Source organism: Oceanicaulis alexandrii DSM 11625 (genome assembly GCF_000420265.1).
Taxonomy (GTDB): domain Bacteria; phylum Pseudomonadota; class Alphaproteobacteria; order Caulobacterales; family Maricaulaceae; genus Oceanicaulis; species Oceanicaulis alexandrii.
Window position 1 is genome coordinate 199,886 of record NZ_ATUP01000001.1, and the last position, 14,536, is coordinate 214,421.

Consider the following 14,536-nt stretch of genomic DNA (forward strand, 5'->3'; position numbering starts at 1 on the left):
CGGCTTCGATTGACGCTGAAAGCGGTGGTCAGGGGGAGGATCGACCGTACAGCGCGATTTTCACATCCCGTCAGGGGCCGGGACACTTCATCAACGCCTGGCGCCCCACAAGGTTCCAGACCGTCCTCTTCTTATTCGACTTCTTCGTGCACCTGACCGTACGCCAGACCCGCGAACAGAGCGGCCCCGCCAAGCGTATTGCCGATCAACACCGGAATAATGAAGCTGATCGCGTCTCCCACACCCCAAGTCCCGGCAACGATCAGAACCGTCGCCTCGACCGTACCTGCAACAATATGCGGAAAGCCCCCTGCTCCAACCAGATACGTGACGATGAAAACGGCCCCGAGCTTTTCATAGGGCAACCCGGGCAGCGACCAGGCCATGAGGCCGATCAGGAAACCGGCGGGCAGCGCAGCGATGAAATTGCCCACGATGTCGCGATGGGTGATATGCGATGACGCAGTGACCATGGCGTCAAACAGGTCCGGCTCGGTCACATGACTGAGCATGGCGCCGATAAAGACAGCTCCGACCAGATTGCCGAACAACACAATGGCCCAGAGCCTCATCAACAGGCGCACGGATCTCCACCGGCGATGCTTGGTCACCGGCAACACGGCTGTCAGCGTGTTTTCCGTAAACAATTGCATACGCGCCATGGCGATCAGAAGAAAGCCGGCCGGGTAGCCGACCGCGATGGCCAGATAGCTCCAGCTGGCATCGCCGACCGCCCGCTCGATCGCCCCCATCAGCAATACGGACGCGCCCATGGCGAGCCCCGCTGTGAGCGCGGAATACAGAAGCGAGCTGGAGGGGCGCAGAAGCTCCTCCTTACCCGTCTCGGCAATGATGGAATACAGGGTTTTAGACGCAATTTCGCTGCGCGCCGCAAATCGTTTGGCGCGCAGCTCCTGATCATTTTTTTTCGACAAGGGAAGACCCTTTAACTGGAGGCCGCAAACTTTGAGAGGGCTGACAGGGCAAGCTTTGGCTTACGAGCCAGAAGCGCGCCCAGTCCCATCAAGGCTGCCGTTGTTTGCAGCGGCTTACGTTTCATTGCGGTCTCGACCAGCGCCAGAGGCGACGCTGAACTCGTAGGTGTCTGGGCTGGGGGCTTGCTCGCCTTGGCATTCCACAACAGTGTCGCCGCAGCGATTGAACCCAGGCACGCATAAAAGGCGCCGATCAGCGCGCTGGCCACCCATGGGGAGTACTGGGTTGACGCCCAGCTCCATCCCGCATGAGTGGCGAACACTGCGCCGAGCACGGGCCCGATAAGCGCGATAGCTATCAGAAGCACGTTCACAGCGCGTCTCCTAGCGACGCATCAGCAAGGCGCCAAGAAAGCCTGCGCCGATCGCGGCGCCACAGGCGCCAAGCGGGTTCTCGCGAATGAGTTCACGCAGTTGATCGGGAGCTTCTTCAGCGGCGTCCAGGCCGTCCTCAATTGCAGACCGCCCGGCTTTGACGCCAGATTCCCCGCTTTGCTGAACGATCTTGGACAGATCGCCCACCAATTGATCCATATCCGCACGCAGCGAATCCAGATCGGCTTTGAGTTCTTCAGTCGTAACGTCGGAATTAGCAGTGGCGCGTGCCATGTCGCTCTCCTTTATTTCTGAAGGTTGTGATGGGCGAAAGAGACGAGTTAGCGAGACGGCTCGTCGGTCGCGTCTTCGATGGCGTCTTCGGCGTCATCGGCCGCGTCATCCATGTTTTCGCCAGCTTCCTCGAACATATCCTGGTCCTCACCAGTCACGTCCTCGACCGCCTCGTCCATGTTTTCGCCAGCATTCTCAGCCGGGCCGTCAGAACAAGCCGCGGCGGCCATGAAGAACGGGGCGATGAACAGCGGGGCATACTTTTTCATGATCAAATATCCTTGTTTGTTAAGCGGGTAAGGCAAAGTCCGGCGGCGATGACGCCGCCGAACTTGTTAGGGTCGCCTGGTTCAGGCTCGGGGAGATCGTCCGCGCAGCGCGCCAAACAGCAGTGACACGACGAACAGCACCAGGAACACGAAGAACAGGACTTGCGCGATCGAGGCCGCGCCAGCTGCAATGCCGCCAAAACCGAACAGGGCCGCGATCAGGGCGACGACGAAAAATCCAAGGGCCAGTCTCAGCATGGGTAGCTCCTTCAATATCAAACAGTCCCCCAATCAACGCCCTCCGCTCAAACGAGTTCCCAAAATTTTTCAGAAAATACCACCTCATCTTCAGCCCTTATAATAAAGCATAGTTTTTCTCTGCATCCTCAACCCGCCGGCTTCCAATGGATTTGTTTTTGGATCCTGGAGCACGCACTTCAGATTTACTGCTTCTTTTCGGAACCCATCCGCCCTGGCTCGCGTTGATACGGTCCGCAAATGATGGAGAATTGATATGAGCAGCGCCGCATTCGCGTCCAAAACCGCCGCCTTCGCACCGAAAGCCGGTATCGAGCCAGGAGACCGCGCCGAAATTGCGGGTGCGCTCGGCAAAGTCCTCGCCGACAGCTACATGCTGTTCATCAAGACCCAAGGCGTGCACTGGAATGTTGTCGGCCCGACCTTCTACAGCCTGCACAAGCTCACGGAAGAGCATTACGAGAACCTCTACCGCGCCATCGACGAGCTTGCCGAGCGGATCCGCGCCCTGGGTGAGAAAGCCCCCGCCTCCTATCGAAAATATGGCGAATTGTCCGAGATCCGTGATTACGACCTGGAACAATCCGCAGACGCGCATGTGCGCATGCTGGTGGAGGACCACCGCACAGCGGTGAAGTCCATGCGCGCCGCCATCGAATGGTGCGAAGACAAGAAAGACTTCGTCACCGCCGACATGCTGATTGAACGCATGAGCTGGCACGAAGAAGCGATCTGGATGCTCAACGCCATCATCGCCGAGCAATAGGCTCATCTTCTGTTGGAAAAGCGGGCCTGCGGGTCCGCTTTTTTCATGCGCGGGGACGGATCATGACCCAACCTCAGAATTCATCAGCGTCAGAGGCCCTCAGTTCTGTTGAACAGAACGTCCAAGGCGTCGTACAGCAAGGCCGCACGGCTTTTGTCGAACTTCTGGACTGGATCACCGAAGACACCCAATCGGTCACTCTGGCGCTTGCGATCACCCTAGCAGTGACAATCATCGCCCTGTTGATCAAATGGGGCGTGTCATTTGCGCGCCAGCGCACCGATCAGAGCAGTCTGGCTCATGTGTTTCTGGGCTCCGCTGATCGTATGTCAGCCATGACGTTCCTGGTTCTCGGCGCCAGTGTTGGACTAAGCGCGACCCCCTCGCCCGACAGTGTGCAGGACGCCGTCTGGTATGTGCTCGGACTTGTCCTCATCATACAGGTCGCAGCTATCGTGCGCGGCCTGGCCATCGATCTGGTGCAACGCCGCGCTCTCAAACGCGCCGACAGCCGCAGCGCGGTCTGGAACGGCATCGCCATTATCAAATGGGCGATCAGCACTTTCATCTGGTCCGCCGCACTGCTGGTTCTGCTCGATAACGCCGGCGTGGACATCACCGCCCTGATCGCAGGCCTGGGGATTGGCGGCATTGCGATCGGTCTTGCCGCACAAGGCCTTTTCAGTGACTTGTTCGCCGGCATATCGATCCTGTTTGATAAACCTTTTCAGCGCGATGACTTCATCGAGTTTGGCGACTTTCTAGGCACGGTCAGCAAGATCGGACTTAAGACCACACGCTTGCGCTCGTTGTCGGGCGAAGAGGTCGTCATCCGGAACACCAATCTGCTCGACGAGACGATCCGCAATTACCAACGGCTGGATGAGCGGCGCTGGTTGTTTCAGATTGGCGTCACCTATCAGACCGGGGCGGATCAGCTTGAGCAGATCCCCGGATGGATCAAATCCATTATCGAGGAGACCGATCAGGCTCGCTTTGAGCGCGCCCATTTCGCCCGGTTCGCCGACAGCGCTCTGGAATTCGAGATCGTCTGTCACGCACAGAGCATGGACTACGCCGTCTTCATGGATGTGCGACACGCCGTGAATCTCGCGCTTGTCCGCAAGTTCGCCGAGGAAGGAGTCGAGTTCGCCTATCCCACGCGCACTTTGATGATCGCCCGCGAAGACGGCTCGGTGATCGACCCCGCCGCATCAACACAGACCCAGGAAAGGGATGAGCAATGACCAAGGACCATGGCCCGTCTGTGAAGGACGACGAAACCTATGAAGCCCTGCGCGAGGACGGCGCGTCGAAATCCAAAGCCGCCCGTATCGCCAACGCCCAGGCGTCCGATGATGACGACGCGGCCGCGAAAGGCGGCGCACATAAACCCTATGAGGACTGGACGAAAGACGAGCTGTACGACCGCGCCCAGGAGATCGGCATTGAAGGGCGTTCGGATATGACCAAGGACGAACTGATCAAGGCGTTGCGCGACGGACAATAATCATCAATCAAATTTCTGACGCAGGAGAAATGGAACTGCTCCTACCGTTCGGCGTTATTATTACAGACTGAATTGGGAGGACATCATGCTCGTAGCAACCGCTGCTTTGCTTGTCTTGCAGACTGCATCCACTTCGAGCGTGCAGGCGTCCTCTGACGCGCATATTCCCGATCCTGTACTGCGTAATTTTACTCAGCAGTTGCAGGCGGAATTCGGCGAGACCAGCGACAGCGCCTGGTCCATTCCGCTCGGCGGCCACGAGCATGCGTCTCTGATCCCCACCCTCTCCGCGCAAAACGAAAGCCGCCAAGACAGCGACGAACTGTCAGCCTTCGGCGTGGGCCTTGAGCTGGAGACCAGCCCCCTCGCCTTCCGGTCGATCTCCCGGCTCAGCCTGATCGTCTCCTATGACCAGGAGACGGTGATCATGCGTCCGGGTGGCGGCGGCGTCAGCGCTCTCACCCGCGTGGCCGGTGAAATCGGCGTGGCGGACGGCTTTGCCGGCGTGGGCATGTCGCTCAATGACCATGGCGCAGTGACCGCGGGCTATATCCGGCAAAAACGCGAAATCCGTTTTGGTGAGAACAGCTGGGACGCCCAATCGGATTTCGTCGGGCTGACTTATCGTCAGGCCTGGTGAGCTAGACCAGCCAGATAACGAGCACAGCGCCCATCGCGCCGAGCCCCAGGCCGGCCGACACGACCTCTCCCAACCAGACAGATCGCCCTTCCAGACAGTGTGCGCTGAGTGAGCGCGCAACCGCCCGGTCGCGCAATCGTCCCATCACGATCAATCCCACAGCCAGAAGCATGAACAGGCTGGAGATCAGCTTGGCGACCCATGTGGGTTCAAAGCTGTCGAACACGACCTGCATGCCCAGCCCCACGCCGATCGCCGCCAACGCCGTGCGAAGCCAGCTGGCGAAAGTGCGTTCACTCGCCATCAGAGTGCGGTCTTCGGCCCAGTTCGTACGATCTTCGGCAAGCTCTGTTTTCCTAACGGTCATCCCGGCCCTCTGAGAAAACCGGGAACCGGTCGGCCGATGACACGTTTCTATACCAAGCCCGAATAATCAAGAAGGAGGCCCTGCCGATGAAGACCGCCATGACACTGACCGCGATCGCGGCTCTGGCCGGACTTTCGGCGACCGCCTTCACCCAAAACATTGATGCACCTCAGAACACGCTGATCCACGAGACCGCTGACGGCAAGGCTTACTATCTGGCCTCGACCCTTCTGCAGTCGCGTCTGGCTTTCACGGATGGCGACGTCGCCATCAAGGATTTGCTGGTGGATGAGGCGGGCAATCTGCACGCGGTCGTGGTCGACAACCCCAACTGGCTGGATGGTGACGCCGCGATCGCTGCGGACCTTGTTTATCTGGCGGGCGCTCCCGGAAACGAGACGCTGCGTGTCGACATCACTCGAGCAGAATTTGACATGCTGGCGCAAGGCGGCGGGTACGAGCCGATCGGCCTGAGCTGGGCTTCGGAATACGACGGCGCCCAGTCCGCGCGCGCCCTTATGGGCCAGGCGATTGATGTGAGCGCCTCTGCGCCCGGCATCGCGATTGATGATCTGGAGATCAGTCAGGCGGGCGCCGTGATGGCGGTTCATTTTGAAAATACGGTCTGGCGCGCGGTAGGCGAACTGGATGGCCGCATCCCTGTGAATGCGCTGCAGTTTGACTATGAACAGCCCAGCGGGTGGACCGTGGCCACCACGGTTAACGACGCCCAGATCAACGCACTGGCGGGTCGCGATACGTCCCTGTTCCTCAGCGCGTCCAACGCGTCCTGATCTTTATTCATTTGTATAGGAGACCTTCATGAGCACTCAATCCACAGCCACAGGCGGCGACATTCTGCGTTTGATCCTCGCCATTCTTCTGCCGCCGCTCGGCGTGTTCTTCCAGGTCGGCCTCAGCCTTCATTTCTGGCTGAACATCGTCCTGACCCTGTTTGGCTATATCCCCGGCATCATTCACGCCGTCTGGATCATCGCCACACGCCGCTAGACCGGTACATCGCCAACACGATCATCGGGCGCTGGAGCCTCCCCCTCCAGCGCCCGACGCATATCTGGATCAGGGCCAACTCCGTATAAAACGGAAACCGAACCCAACGGGTTCGCAAAGGCCGAAGGCCGCCCGCAGCGAAGCGAGGACCGAAAGCCCGACCGGCTTGAGCATCAGGGGAAACCGAACCCGAAGGGTTCGCAAGGGCGAACGCCCGCCCGCAGCGAAGCGAGGATGTCTTTGCAAAGAGGAAATGGTGCGGGTGAGAAGACTCGAACTTCCACGTCATAAGACACTGGTACCTAAAACCAGCGCGTCTACCAATTCCGCCACACCCGCACAGACAAGGCAGGCCGCAGGATTAGCGTCTGGTCCATGCCGCGGTCAATCTGCGTTTGCCGTCGCGACACAGATCAACACCCCGTACCTGACCTGCGTCTGCATCTGGACGTCACAGGTCAGCGCTTCATCATGTCTGCAGCTTTCACCAAGAGAGATCGCGCCATGACCACTGACCGCCCCGCCGACGCTCCTCAATCAGAAGACCGCAGCGGCTTTGACTGGGAAGCGCGTTTTCAGGCCGATGACGCCCCCTGGGAGCGTCAGGGCGTCCACCCGGCCTTGATCGACTGGATTGATTCAGGCGTTCTGAAGCCTGGTCAGACTGTCCTGACCCCCGGATGCGGGCGCAGCGAAGAACCTGTCTTTCTGGCGCAACAGGGGCTGAGCGTCATCGCCACGGACATCGCGCCCAGCGCCATCGCCTGGCAAAAGGCGCGCTTTGAAAGCGCAAGCGTCAACGCGCAGGCGATAGAAACGGACGCCCTCGCCTGGCGCCCGGAAACGCAGGTTGATGTGCTGTACGAGCAGACCTTTCTGTGCGCCATCCATCCCAAAAAGCGCGATGACTATGAAGCCATGGCCCATGCCAGTCTCAAACCGGGCGGGCTTTTGCTGGCGCTGTTCATGCAGAAGTCCGAGCTGGGCGGCCCACCCTATGGCTGCGGCCTTGACGCCATGCGCGCCCTGTTCACCGAAGACCGCTGGCGCTGGCCCGAGGCCGAACCGCGTCCCTACCCGCATGGCGGACTGAACGGCAAGGCCGAACTGGGCACGGTTCTGACGCGGGTCTAAACCTGTCTGAAGCGTCAAAGCACTTTGTTAAAGTCTTAGCCCGAGAGTGGAATTCTGTATCAGGGCAAGCCAATGATCACGACCGGACCCACATATTCAGCCGCAACGCTGCTTAAAGCCGGGATGGCGCGTGACGCGGACAAGCCTTCGCCCGCCCAGACCGGACCTTTGTTCAAAACCAGCGGCGACGAGCGCGATGAGAAGGCTTTGCGTACGCTGAAGTCTGTCGTGGAAACGCTGAGCCGCGCCCAGGACGAGCCCGCAAAAGCGGCCAAAGCCCAGGCGCGCGAGCGGGTCGAAGCCCTCAAAGAGCGCATCAAAATGCTCAAGCAGTTCTCTGGCATGGACCCCAAAGCGCTGGCTCGGGCGTTGAAGCAGATCGCGAACGAACTCAAAAGCGCGCTGAAGGATTACGCCAGCACGGGCGGAAGCCTGTCGGATCTTGGCGTCAGCGCCTCTTCAGTCACCGCCACGCCCGTCCCAAATTCCACGGCGTCCGCTGAGGCCGAAGCTGAAGCCGCCTCAAATGAGGCCCAGACCGCCGAGCGCGAAACGCAGAACGTTGCTGAAGACGCTGAAGCTGCAGCTGAAGCTGCACACTTGGATGCGCAAGCGCAGGACGAGTCTTCACAGGCGGGCTCCCCGGACGACCAACGGCGCATTGCGTTGGCCGAGCGCGAGGGTGAGCTGAAAGCGGATCAGCACTTCGCCAAAGAGGTTCGCGAGCTGACACGGCAGATCAAGGACCTGTTCGAAAAAGCCAAAAGCGACGCCGCGCGACAGCCTAACGAGGCCTCCGCCAAGCGCGTTCTGGATGAGACCAAGGACGACATCAAAGAGCTTGAAGACGAGCTTCAAGACTTTCAAACCGATGTCTCCACCGAGTTGAACAGCGTTCAGCTTCAGATGAGCTTTTCCCAAGACCTGCCGAGTCCGCCCACTCTGGCCATCACGGTCTAGCGCTTGCCGCCCTCTTTGGCGGTCAGGGGCGCATATCTGAGCACCAGAAACCCGATCAGCAGGCCGGCGATCAGATTGGCGGTGAACAAGCCCCAGATGACGCCGTTGGCGCCGCCCAGAAACCCGCCAAGCCAGCTCAAGGGTATGATCAGGACCAGGCCGCGGAACGCATTGCACGCCACGCCCAGAAACGGACGCCCGAGGCCGTTAAAGCCCGCCGCAGCGGCCATCGCCACGCCATAGCCGCCCATGGCGAACGGCGCGATCGCCCAATAGGCCACGGCCATGGCCTGCCCGTCTTCGGACGGCAGGAAGACCGGCGCCAGAAAACGCCCCGCCAGTAACAATAAGACCGCCATCGACGCGCCCCAGCCCCAGCAGAAGATGAAGGATTTCACGAAGGCTTCTCGCACCCTGGCGTCAAGCCCGGCGCCGCCGTTCTGACCGGTGATGGGACCGATGGAGCCTGAGAGGGCGAACAGCGGGATCAGCGCCAGCGCCTCAACCCGCATGCCCACGCCCAGACCCGCCACGGCGGGCTCGCCATACGGAGCGATGGCCGCAAAGACGAGCGTGTTGGCCAGCGGCCCGATCATGTTGGAGCCTGAAGCCGGCGCGCCGATCCGTGCGATCTCACGCCAGTTCCAGAACAGGGTGTCAAAGCCGGGCCAGCTGAAATCAATCAGTTTCTCCCGAAACACCAGAACGCCCATGGCGATGACGAAGACCGCCATGTTGGCGATCAGCGTCGCCAGCGCCGCGCCGGTGACTTCCATCGCCGGGATGGGGCCAAGGCCGAAGATCAGGATCGGATCCAGCACCATATTGATGAAGGCTGCGATGATCATGATCACGCTCGGCACGATGGCGTCGCCCATGGCGCGCAACAGATTGCTGGCCACCATGGGGCCGACCATGAAGACCGCGCCCGCAAACCAGATCGTCATGTATTCGTGCACGAAGGGCATCATCGCGTCCGTCGCGCCCATCGCCCGGAAGACCGGACCGATCAAAGGAATGCCCAGCACGCTGACCAGAAGCACGACGATGAAAGACAGAGTGATGGCGTCTGTCGCCACGCGGCGAGTGGACTCGCCGTCGCCACGTCCGGCCGCGCGCGCCACCACCGACACCGCCCCGGCCCCGAGACCGATGGAGATGCTCATCACCAGCATGGAGACGGGGAAGACGAACTGGACGGCGGCTTGCTGGTCCGTTCCAAGCTTGCCCACCCAATAGGCGTCGATCACCCCCACCAGCATCATGGCGAGGATGCCGAAGCTCATCGGAGCGACCAGGCGCAGGATATGACCGAAGACCGGCCCCTGCGTCAGATCATTGGAGGCGCGGGTGGAAGCCATGCGAACGCTTTCGGGAAGACCAAGGAATCAGATCAGCCCCATAGGTAGGACGCCCTATGGCGCTGATCCATGTCTTTCATGGAAAAGGTCTGTTCACATCTCTTGGCTTCCGGGCTGAAAGGCGCCCGTGAACCTTATTGCATCCGGGTGATCGAGCTGTAGCGCGGATGGGCGTAGTCCTGTTCGACCGTCAGCTCAGGCAGACCACAGAGCTCGGAGCGCGTTTCACCCACCTCCATCAGATCAAACCCGGCGCAATCGGCATCGCCTTGCGCATGGCCAGTCTCATGAATGGTGTTTGAGGAAAACCCAGCTTGCACAGCAAAGATGTAGGCGTATGGGAAGTCATAGCTGAAGGCGTAAGTGTAACCGTTTTCATCAGCCTCAGTCAGCGCAAATTGCGACCCGCAGTCTTCAAAGTCGAGATCCGCATCAGAGCTGCTCATCGCGATGCAATTGCCATCAAAACGAAGCTCAATGGTGAAATCCTCATGATAAACGGCCGCGTCTGAGGAGATCACTACCTCCCACACCTGGCCCTGCAGAGGATCGTCACCAGACAGTGCAGCCGCATGTCCGCAGCCAAGCAAGCCGAAGCCGAGCACGGTGAGTGTTCTGATGTGCGTACGCATGAGCGCCCCTCCCTGAAAACAGAAGAGCACTCTAGCGCCAAGGCGTTAAAGCTCTGGGCTATAAGTTCAGTTTACGGCGTGTGATTGAGATCATAGGCGGCCAGCCCCGCCAGGTTGACGATGTCAGACACGTTTGAGCCGACCCGCGCCACCTGAACCGATTGCTCAAGCCCGATTAACAGCCCTTCAATCACCGTCGCGCCGCCTGCGGATTTCAACAGCCGCGCGGCGATCGAGGCGGAGTGCACCGCCGGCATCACCAGAACGTTTGCGGCGTCTGACAGGCGTGAGAACGGATAGCGCTCGCGATGATTGGGATCGAGCGCGATATCAACCGCCATCTCGCCTTCATACTCGAAATCAAGATCGAGCTTATCAAGCTTGCTGACCGCGCTTTGCACCTTGCTGGTCCGTTCGCCCGGCGGGTTGCCGAAGGTGGAATAGCTCATGAACGCCACCCGCGGATCGAGGCCCAGCCGGCGCGCGGCGTGAGCGGCGCCGACGGCGATCTCGGCCAGGCCGTCAGAATCCGGGAATTCAGTGACGTTGGTGTCGGCAATGACCAGCATCTTGCCGCGCGCCAGCGCCACGGTCAGGCCGATCACACGCCCCCCCGGCGCCGGATCCAGCACCAGGCGGATATCGCTCATCGTGTTGGTGAAATGGCGGGTGACGCCCGTCACCATGCCGTCGGCATCACCAAATTTGAGCATGCAGGCGGAGAAGACGTTGCGGTCGTTATTGACCAGACGCTGCACATCGCGGCGCAGATAGCCCTGACGCTGAAGCCGCTTGTAGAGCCAGTCCGCATAGTCGGCGTTGCGATCTGACAGACGCGCATTCTGGATTTCCAGCACGTCGTCAGGCAGTCCAAGCGTGCGCATGTTGGCGCGGGCGATCTCTTCGCGCGCCACCAGCACCGCTTTGCCCAAACCTTGGGACTGGAAGGCGAAGGCGGCGCGGATCACGCTCGGCTCTTCGCCTTCGGCGAACACGATACGCTTGTCCGAGCCCGAAATCGCCTGGGTGACGCGCTGTTGCAGGGCGGCTGTCGGATCCAGGCGGCGCGCCAGCGACTGGCGGTATTTCTCTTCATCCTCGATCGGAATGCGCGCAACCCCGGTTTCAATCGCGGCCCGCGCCACATAGGGCGGCACAAAGCTGATCAGGCGCGGATCAAACGGCGATGGGATGATGTAATCGCGGCCAAAGCGTAACCCGCTGTCAGACTTGTTGGCGGTCGACACCTCGTCCGGCACGTCCTGACGGGCGAGATCGGCCAGGGCGCGCGCGGCCGCGAGCTTCATTTCCTCATTGATCGTCCGGGCGCGCACGTCCAGCGCGCCGCGGAAAATATAAGGAAATCCGAGCACGTTATTGACCTGATTGGGAAAATCAGAGCGCCCAGTCGCCACGATCGCGTCCGAGCGCGCCGCGCGGACTTCGTCGGGCATGATTTCCGGCGTCGGGTTCGCCATGGCGAAAAGTATGGGATCGGCCGCCATGGACTTCACCATGTCCTGGCTGACAATGCCGCCCGCCGAAAGGCCCAGGAACACGTCCGCGTCCACCATCGCCTCTTTAAGAGTGCGCAAGTCCGTTTCACGAGCATGTTGCGCCAGTCGGTCATGAAGATCGTTGCGGCCCGTATGAACCACGCCGTTCACATCCACCACGGTGACATTATCGTGCTGCACGCCCAGGGACTTCACCAGCTCCAGCACCGACAGGCCCGCCGCGCCGGCGCCGCAGAGCACCAGCTTGATGTCTTCAAACTTGCGGTTCGTCAGATGACAAGCGTTGATCAGCCCGGCGGCTGCGATAATCGCGGTCCCATGCTGATCATCATGGAATACCGGAATATCGAGTTTTTCGCGCAAGCGCGCCTCGATCTCGAAGCATTCCGGGCTCTTGATGTCCTCAAGATTGATGCCGCCAAAGCTGTCGCCGAACCCGGCGACGCAATCGACGAACTTGTCGGGATCTGTGTAGTTGATCTCGAGATCAAAGCCGTCAATGTCCGCAAAGCGTTTGAACAGGACCGCCTTGCCTTCCATCACGGGCTTTGACGCTGCGGGGCCCAGATTGCCCAACCCCAGGATCGCCGTGCCGTTGGAGACCACCGCCACGGTGTTGCCCTTGGACGTGTAATCATAGACCGCATCCGGGTTTTCCGCGATCGCTCGCACCGGCGCCGCCACGCCCGGCGAATAGGCCAGCGCCAGATCACGCTGGGTCGCCATCGGCTTTGTCGGAATCATCGCCACCTTGCCCGGCGGGCTCGCGCGGTGAAATTCCAGCGCGTCTGCGTCGGTCGAGGAAAGCTTTTCTGTGTCGGACATGGCGATGATGGATCTATCTGCTCTGAAGGAGTCGTGTCAGAGCTATACGCGTCTGCGCGCTCGCTTGCTACACCATGTGTGGGTTCAATCGCTGCAGAGCCGCCTTGCGAATTTGCGCCTGTGAAACAGCGTCCAGCGCCTGCGGCAGACAAGTCAGAACCGTGTCCACCGTCCCGCCCGGCCCAAGGCGTCGTCCCGCATCGCCATGAATATAAACCGCCGCACAGGCCGCCTCATGCGTCGGCGCGCCTTGCGCCAGAAATGCGCCGATCAGTCCGGCCAGCACATCGCCCGTCCCTGCCGTCGCCAGACGCGCGCTGGCGTGAACATTCACCCAAGCCTCGCCATCCGGCGTAGCGATCACCGTATCCGCGCCCTTGAACACCACCACCGCCCCGCAACGCCGGGCGGCCTCTCGCGTGCGTTCGATCTTGTTGCCTGCATGCTTCGCCTCTGTGAGGTCTGGAAAGAGCCGCGCGAACTCTCCGCCATGCGGGGTCAGGACGCAGTCCGCATGCAGGCCTTCAAACAAGGCGTCCGGCGCGTCTTCGAACACGCTCAAGGCGTCAGCATCCAGCACCAGTGGAGCCTTGAACGCGCAGGCTGACCGCACTTGCGCCTTCAAACGCGCGCTGATCCCGGCACCAGGCCCCATCACGACGGCGCTGGCGCGGTGCTGCTCGAGCACTTCGCCGAACGGCTGCTCAGCCTCGTACCGCCGCGCCACAAGACTGTCTGAAGCGGACGCGATCTCATTAAGCGCCCCCTGTCCGGAGAGGACCGTAACGAAACCCGCGCCGCCAATTTGCCCGGCCCGCGCCGCCAGTCGAGCCGCGCCCGTCGCGCCGCGCCCGCCCGCCAGCACGCACAAGCGTCCGCGGCTATGTTTGTGGGCGTCACGATCCAAGCGCGCGCCCGGAACTCGCCAGAGGTCAGGATGGTTCACTGTCGCGCACGGCGCGGCCGCTTCACTCCAGCCATCAGGAATGCCGATGCCGCTCACGATGAGCTCTCCACAGAGCGCTCGCCCCGGCGATAACAGATGCGCCGGCTTGTACCGATGGAAGGTGACGGTCAGATCCGCGCGAAACACCGGTCCCTGTAAAGCCGCCATATCGCCGGACAAGCCGCTGGGCGTGTCGACAGCGACACAGACGCCGCCAAAGGACTGACTGTCTTGCGCCAGCCGCGCAGCATCTCCCTCAAGCGGCCGGTTCCGCCCCGCGCCGAACAGCGCATCCACAATCAGGGCGTAGTCATCAAGCTGGCAGGCGCCAAGCGGGCGGACAGGACCATTCCAGCCTTTTGCCGCCCAGGCCGCATCCCCTTTCAGGTCAGAGACATCAGCCAGCGTAAAGATGCTGACGGGCCACCCCGCTTTGGACAAACACTGCGCGATGACCCAGCCATCGCCGCCATTATTGCCAGGACCACATAGCACCGCCGCAGGGCGCGGCGACCAGTTCTGACGGATGGCCCGGGCGACAGCCTCCCCGGCGTTTTGCATCAAGACCGAGCCAGACACGCCTTGCGAGACCGCATGGGAATCCGCCCGTCCCATGGCGGAGACGCTGAGGATGGCGTGGGGGTGATCAGACATTGTCAGAGCTATCCTTCAAATTCGCATTAGTATCGAGCATCGGCGCTGCAAAATCGAGCAATGCGAGTTTTGCGCATGCCTG

Annotated in this window: 18 protein-coding genes and 1 tRNA gene; 8 read left to right on the plus strand and 11 right to left on the minus strand. The window is 60.9% G+C overall.

Features of this window, described 5'->3' with window-relative positions:
* Positions 1 to 131: 131 nt before the first annotated feature.
* The 5 genes from G405_RS0100960 to G405_RS16730 all read right to left on the minus strand — a co-directional run bounded on the left by G405_RS0100960 (position 132) and on the right by G405_RS16730 (position 2,131).
* Positions 132 to 935 (minus strand): formate/nitrite transporter family protein, encoded by an 804-nt coding sequence (locus G405_RS0100960; RefSeq protein WP_022699621.1) that lies wholly within the window; start codon positions 933 to 935, stop codon positions 132 to 134.
* 11 nt (positions 936 to 946) lie between these two features.
* Positions 947 to 1,309 carry a hypothetical protein gene (locus tag G405_RS0100965; protein ID WP_022699622.1) on the minus strand — a complete coding sequence of 121 codons (363 nt, stop codon included), beginning with the start codon at positions 1,307 to 1,309 and terminating at the stop codon, positions 947 to 949.
* A gap of 10 nt (positions 1,310 to 1,319) precedes the next feature.
* A complete protein-coding gene (locus tag G405_RS0100970; protein ID WP_022699623.1) occupies positions 1,320 to 1,604 on the minus strand; it encodes a hypothetical protein in 285 nt (94 codons plus the stop codon).
* 47 nt (positions 1,605 to 1,651) lie between these two features.
* Entirely contained in the window at positions 1,652 to 1,873 is a 222-nt protein-coding gene (locus G405_RS0100975) for a hypothetical protein (RefSeq protein WP_022699624.1), read from the minus strand.
* Between the two features lie 81 nt (positions 1,874 to 1,954).
* Positions 1,955 to 2,131 (minus strand): DUF1328 family protein, encoded by a 177-nt coding sequence (locus G405_RS16730; protein ID WP_022699625.1) that lies wholly within the window; start codon positions 2,129 to 2,131, stop codon positions 1,955 to 1,957.
* A gap of 256 nt (positions 2,132 to 2,387) precedes the next feature.
* On the opposite strand from G405_RS16730, the gene G405_RS0100985 reads away from it, so the two are divergent.
* From G405_RS0100985 to G405_RS0101000, 4 genes are all read left to right on the plus strand, one after another.
* Positions 2,388 to 2,897, plus strand: a complete 510-nt coding sequence (locus G405_RS0100985) for a Dps family protein (RefSeq protein ID WP_022699626.1) — start codon at positions 2,388 to 2,390, stop codon at positions 2,895 to 2,897.
* Positions 2,898 to 2,959: 62 nt separating this feature from the next.
* Positions 2,960 to 4,144 carry a mechanosensitive ion channel family protein gene (locus G405_RS0100990; RefSeq protein WP_022699627.1) on the plus strand — a complete coding sequence of 395 codons (1,185 nt, stop codon included), beginning with the start codon at positions 2,960 to 2,962 and terminating at the stop codon, positions 4,142 to 4,144.
* The gene (locus G405_RS0100995; protein WP_022699628.1) at positions 4,141 to 4,407 is read left to right on the plus strand and encodes a DUF7218 family protein; all 267 of its coding nucleotides are present in this window, start codon (positions 4,141 to 4,143) and stop codon (positions 4,405 to 4,407) included. The genes G405_RS0100990 and G405_RS0100995 overlap by 4 nt, the downstream gene beginning before the upstream one ends.
* A gap of 85 nt (positions 4,408 to 4,492) precedes the next feature.
* The gene (locus G405_RS0101000; RefSeq protein WP_156861304.1) at positions 4,493 to 5,047 is read left to right on the plus strand and encodes a hypothetical protein; all 555 of its coding nucleotides are present in this window, start codon (positions 4,493 to 4,495) and stop codon (positions 5,045 to 5,047) included.
* Between the two features lies 1 nt (position 5,048).
* On the opposite strand, the gene G405_RS0101005 is transcribed toward G405_RS0101000, so the two are convergent.
* On the minus strand, positions 5,049 to 5,414 hold the full coding sequence (locus G405_RS0101005) for a YidH family protein (RefSeq protein ID WP_022699630.1): 366 nt from the start codon (positions 5,412 to 5,414) through the stop codon (positions 5,049 to 5,051).
* Between the two features lie 98 nt (positions 5,415 to 5,512).
* On the opposite strand from G405_RS0101005, the gene G405_RS0101010 reads away from it, so the two are divergent.
* A complete protein-coding gene (locus tag G405_RS0101010; protein ID WP_156861306.1) occupies positions 5,513 to 6,208 on the plus strand; it encodes a hypothetical protein in 696 nt (231 codons plus the stop codon).
* A 28-nt stretch (positions 6,209 to 6,236) separates the two neighbouring features.
* Positions 6,237 to 6,425 carry a YqaE/Pmp3 family membrane protein gene (locus tag G405_RS0101015; RefSeq protein WP_022699632.1) on the plus strand — a complete coding sequence of 63 codons (189 nt, stop codon included), beginning with the start codon at positions 6,237 to 6,239 and terminating at the stop codon, positions 6,423 to 6,425.
* Positions 6,426 to 6,679: 254 nt separating this feature from the next.
* Here the strand turns inward: G405_RS0101015 and G405_RS0101020 are convergent.
* Positions 6,680 to 6,764: transfer RNA gene (locus tag G405_RS0101020), tRNA-Leu, on the minus strand.
* A 165-nt stretch (positions 6,765 to 6,929) separates the two neighbouring features.
* Here G405_RS0101020 and G405_RS0101025 point away from each other — a divergent pair.
* Both G405_RS0101025 and G405_RS0101030 read left to right on the plus strand, forming a co-directional pair.
* Positions 6,930 to 7,559 carry a methyltransferase domain-containing protein gene (locus G405_RS0101025; RefSeq protein WP_028284447.1) on the plus strand — a complete coding sequence of 210 codons (630 nt, stop codon included), beginning with the start codon at positions 6,930 to 6,932 and terminating at the stop codon, positions 7,557 to 7,559.
* 72 nt (positions 7,560 to 7,631) lie between these two features.
* Complete coding sequence (locus G405_RS0101030; RefSeq protein WP_022699634.1) at positions 7,632 to 8,519, plus strand: hypothetical protein; 888 nt, start codon at positions 7,632 to 7,634, stop codon at positions 8,517 to 8,519.
* On the opposite strand, the gene G405_RS0101035 is transcribed toward G405_RS0101030, so the two are convergent.
* From G405_RS0101035 to G405_RS14640, 4 genes are all read right to left on the minus strand, one after another.
* A complete protein-coding gene (locus G405_RS0101035) occupies positions 8,516 to 9,880 on the minus strand; it encodes an MATE family efflux transporter (RefSeq protein ID WP_022699635.1) in 1,365 nt (454 codons plus the stop codon). The two genes, G405_RS0101030 and G405_RS0101035, sit on opposite strands and share 4 nt — an antisense overlap.
* A gap of 134 nt (positions 9,881 to 10,014) precedes the next feature.
* Positions 10,015 to 10,512 carry a hypothetical protein gene (locus G405_RS0101040; protein WP_156861308.1) on the minus strand — a complete coding sequence of 166 codons (498 nt, stop codon included), beginning with the start codon at positions 10,510 to 10,512 and terminating at the stop codon, positions 10,015 to 10,017.
* Positions 10,513 to 10,583: 71 nt separating this feature from the next.
* Positions 10,584 to 12,854 carry an NADP-dependent malic enzyme gene (locus G405_RS0101045; RefSeq protein WP_022699637.1) on the minus strand — a complete coding sequence of 757 codons (2,271 nt, stop codon included), beginning with the start codon at positions 12,852 to 12,854 and terminating at the stop codon, positions 10,584 to 10,586.
* 67 nt (positions 12,855 to 12,921) lie between these two features.
* Positions 12,922 to 14,454 (minus strand): bifunctional ADP-dependent NAD(P)H-hydrate dehydratase/NAD(P)H-hydrate epimerase, encoded by a 1,533-nt coding sequence (locus tag G405_RS14640; RefSeq protein WP_022699638.1) that lies wholly within the window; start codon positions 14,452 to 14,454, stop codon positions 12,922 to 12,924.
* Between the last annotated feature and the right edge of the window lie 82 nt (positions 14,455 to 14,536).

Bases quoted from the DNA above. Each gene is read 5' to 3' on its own strand.
- G405_RS0100970 (WP_022699623.1), bottom strand. From the start codon at position 1,604: ATGGCACGCGCCACTGCTAATTCCGACGTTACGACTGAAGAACTCAAA.
- G405_RS0100975 (WP_022699624.1), bottom strand. From the start codon at position 1,873: ATGAAAAAGTATGCCCCGCTGTTCATCGCCCCGTTCTTCATGGCCGCC.
- G405_RS16730 (WP_022699625.1), bottom strand. From the start codon at position 2,131: ATGCTGAGACTGGCCCTTGGATTTTTCGTCGTCGCCCTGATCGCGGCC.
- G405_RS0100985 (WP_022699626.1), top strand. From the start codon at position 2,388: ATGAGCAGCGCCGCATTCGCGTCCAAAACCGCCGCCTTCGCACCGAAA.
- G405_RS0100990 (WP_022699627.1), top strand. From the start codon at position 2,960: ATGACCCAACCTCAGAATTCATCAGCGTCAGAGGCCCTCAGTTCTGTT.
- G405_RS0100995 (WP_022699628.1), top strand. From the start codon at position 4,141: ATGACCAAGGACCATGGCCCGTCTGTGAAGGACGACGAAACCTATGAA.
- G405_RS0101000 (WP_156861304.1), top strand. From the start codon at position 4,493: ATGCTCGTAGCAACCGCTGCTTTGCTTGTCTTGCAGACTGCATCCACT.
- G405_RS0101005 (WP_022699630.1), bottom strand. From the start codon at position 5,414: ATGACCGTTAGGAAAACAGAGCTTGCCGAAGATCGTACGAACTGGGCC.
- G405_RS0101010 (WP_156861306.1), top strand. From the start codon at position 5,513: ATGACACTGACCGCGATCGCGGCTCTGGCCGGACTTTCGGCGACCGCC.
- G405_RS0101015 (WP_022699632.1), top strand. From the start codon at position 6,237: ATGAGCACTCAATCCACAGCCACAGGCGGCGACATTCTGCGTTTGATC.
- G405_RS0101025 (WP_028284447.1), top strand. From the start codon at position 6,930: ATGACCACTGACCGCCCCGCCGACGCTCCTCAATCAGAAGACCGCAGC.
- G405_RS0101030 (WP_022699634.1), top strand. From the start codon at position 7,632: ATGATCACGACCGGACCCACATATTCAGCCGCAACGCTGCTTAAAGCC.
- G405_RS0101035 (WP_022699635.1), bottom strand. From the start codon at position 9,880: ATGGCTTCCACCCGCGCCTCCAATGATCTGACGCAGGGGCCGGTCTTC.
- G405_RS0101040 (WP_156861308.1), bottom strand. From the start codon at position 10,512: ATGCGTACGCACATCAGAACACTCACCGTGCTCGGCTTCGGCTTGCTT.
- G405_RS0101045 (WP_022699637.1), bottom strand. From the start codon at position 12,854: ATGTCCGACACAGAAAAGCTTTCCTCGACCGACGCAGACGCGCTGGAA.
- G405_RS14640 (WP_022699638.1), bottom strand. From the start codon at position 14,454: ATGTCTGATCACCCCCACGCCATCCTCAGCGTCTCCGCCATGGGACGG.